General features: G+C 65.5%; 2 protein-coding genes. Both read right to left on the bottom strand.

Features of this window, described 5'->3' with window-relative positions; genetic code table 11:
* The coding region (locus K0H49_RS27910) for a tripartite tricarboxylate transporter substrate-binding protein (RefSeq protein ID WP_257625255.1) at positions 1-645 on the bottom strand (645 nt) is incomplete at its 3' end.
* A gap of 86 nt (positions 646-731) precedes the next feature.
* Positions 732-2,186, bottom strand: a 1,455-nt coding sequence (locus K0H49_RS30845) for a DUF6351 family protein (protein WP_257625254.1), incomplete at its 5' end; no start/stop codon positions are given.

The raw sequence follows: 2,186 nt of genomic DNA, 5'->3' as shown, positions 1-2,186 counted from the left end.
CTCGATCTGGCTCGTGGTGTTGGTGGTCTGGTCGCACAGCAGGTCGATCTGGCCGCCCAGCAGGTCGGCGATCGCCGGCGCCGTGCCCTTGTACGGCACGGTGGTCATCTCCGCCTTCAGCTCGCTCTGGAACAACAGGCCGCACAGGTGCGAGGCCGAGCCGATGCCCGCGTTGCCCAGGTTCACCTTGCCCGGGTTCTTGCCGATCCACTCGCGCAGTTCCTTGAAGTTGTTGGCTTCGAGCTGCGGCTTGCCGATCACGGTCATGGGCACGTCGTTGATCAGGCCCAGGTACTCGAAGTCGGTCTCGTAGTTGTAGGGCAGCTTGCGGTAGAGCACCGGAGTGGTGGCCATGCCCACGTGCGTGAGCAGCAGCGTGTAGCCGTCGGCCTTGGCGCGCGCGACCTTGGCGTTGCCGATGGTGCTGCCCGCACCGGCGGCGTTGTCGATCACGATGCTCACGCCGTCCAGCGGCTTGCGCATGGCTTCGGCCAGGTCGCGCGCCACGCGGTCGGTCGGGCCGCCGGCTGCGAAGGGCACCACGATCGTGATCACCTTGCCGTCGGGGTAGTTCTGGGCATGGACGCCCATCGACACGATGGCTAACGCCAAGACGGCAAGGGACTTCTTCGTCAAAGATTTCAAGTGGGACTCCAGGAAGGAAAAAATCAGATGCCGGGCCGTCGACGGCCCGGCGAGCGGTCGATCGGCGACGCCGACCGGTCACGTCATCACATGAAGCTGGCGAGCAGCCGCTTCGTGACGTCGAACAGCAGGTTGACCGGAGACGGTCCGAAGGAAAGCCAGGTACCCGTCAGCGCCTGCTGGCCCACGCCCGGCCTCGTCCAGTCGCAGGCTCCGCCGGGGAATGCGACTTGCATGCGCGCCCATTGCGTCGGGGAGAAGACGACGCGGTAGTCCGAGGGGTTCAGCGGCTTGAGCTGGCACTTGGCAATGTCGTCGGTGAGCGGACCGCCGGCAGCCATGCGTGGCGTGGTGCCCGCGGGATAGAAGGTGTTGCAGGCACCCGTGCCGAAGGCGGTCTGCTCTTCCACGTACTTCAGGCCATTGCTCCAGCAGGCGTCCTTCAAGTCGGCAGGCCGGTTGGCCGCCACCTTCTGCGCCTTGCTGCGGCCGGAGGTGTCGGCACGCACTGCCGACAACCAGACATTCATCTGGTCGAAGGCCTCGGCCTCGCTGCCGCCCTTGGTCCACATCACATGGTTATCGATGTTGCCGTTGGCGCGGCGCAGACGTTCGCGCATCGAGAAGGAATGGATCTTGGTGTGGATGTCGCCGCCCACCGTGCCGTCGTTGTAGTCGCGCAGATCGATGATAGCGGTGGACGCGAGCCCCCCGCCGCCATTCACGATCCGTCCCGACTGATAGGCACGATTCAGCGCATCGACGTCACCCACGGTGCGGGTGGCGGTGCGCTGCATGTCCCGGTCGACGCCCCCAACGCGCTCGTTGAGGTCCAGGAACTTGTCGATCGAGAGCTTGCCCTCGTTGAGCGCATTCAGGCCGTACTGGATGCCGACGTTGTCGATCGGCCGCAGCGCGAAGCCTTCGGCCTCGGTCTTGCCGTAGACGTTGGCCGTGTGATCGAAGACCGTGGCACGCGCGCCCGTCGGGTTGGTCAACGGGTTGTAGCGCTGCTCCAAGGGAACGCCGGCCGGGAAGGACACGGTCGGGTCGAGCCGGCCCGCGCTGCCGCTCATGTTGGCGATGTTGCCGATCTGCAGGTAGCCCGAGATGGCCTGCTTCTCCGCCACGGTGTAGGCCAGCGGCGTGGTCGCCGGGTCGTTGAAGTAGTTGTTGAGCACGCGCGAGTCGTGCAGCTTGAAGATGGTCGATGAAGTCACATCGGCGAACACCTGGCTCACCACCACGCCGTCGAACAGGCCGGGGTAGTTGTCGCTGGTCTGGTGGCTCTGGTAGGAGCCGCCCGAGCCGCCCACGCCGATGGTGTACTTCGGCACGCCGAAGTTCTCGATGAAGCGCTCCTTCACCATCGCGATGGTCTCCGAGGAGAGCTGGTCGTTGCAGTTGGTGCCGAAGACGTTGAGCGTCGAGGTGGTCACGGCGAAGCCGCGGCTCTGGTAGACCGGGTTGATCAGCGTGCCGAAGTCGTTGCCTTGCTGGAACCAGCCGCCCTGGCAGCCGCCGCCCAGGGGATAGAGCAG

Source organism: Variovorax boronicumulans, assembly GCF_019352895.1.
In the GTDB taxonomy this organism is placed as follows: Bacteria; Pseudomonadota; Gammaproteobacteria; order Burkholderiales; family Burkholderiaceae_C; genus Variovorax; species Variovorax boronicumulans_A.
This window is presented reverse-complemented; position numbering and strand designations above follow the sequence as displayed.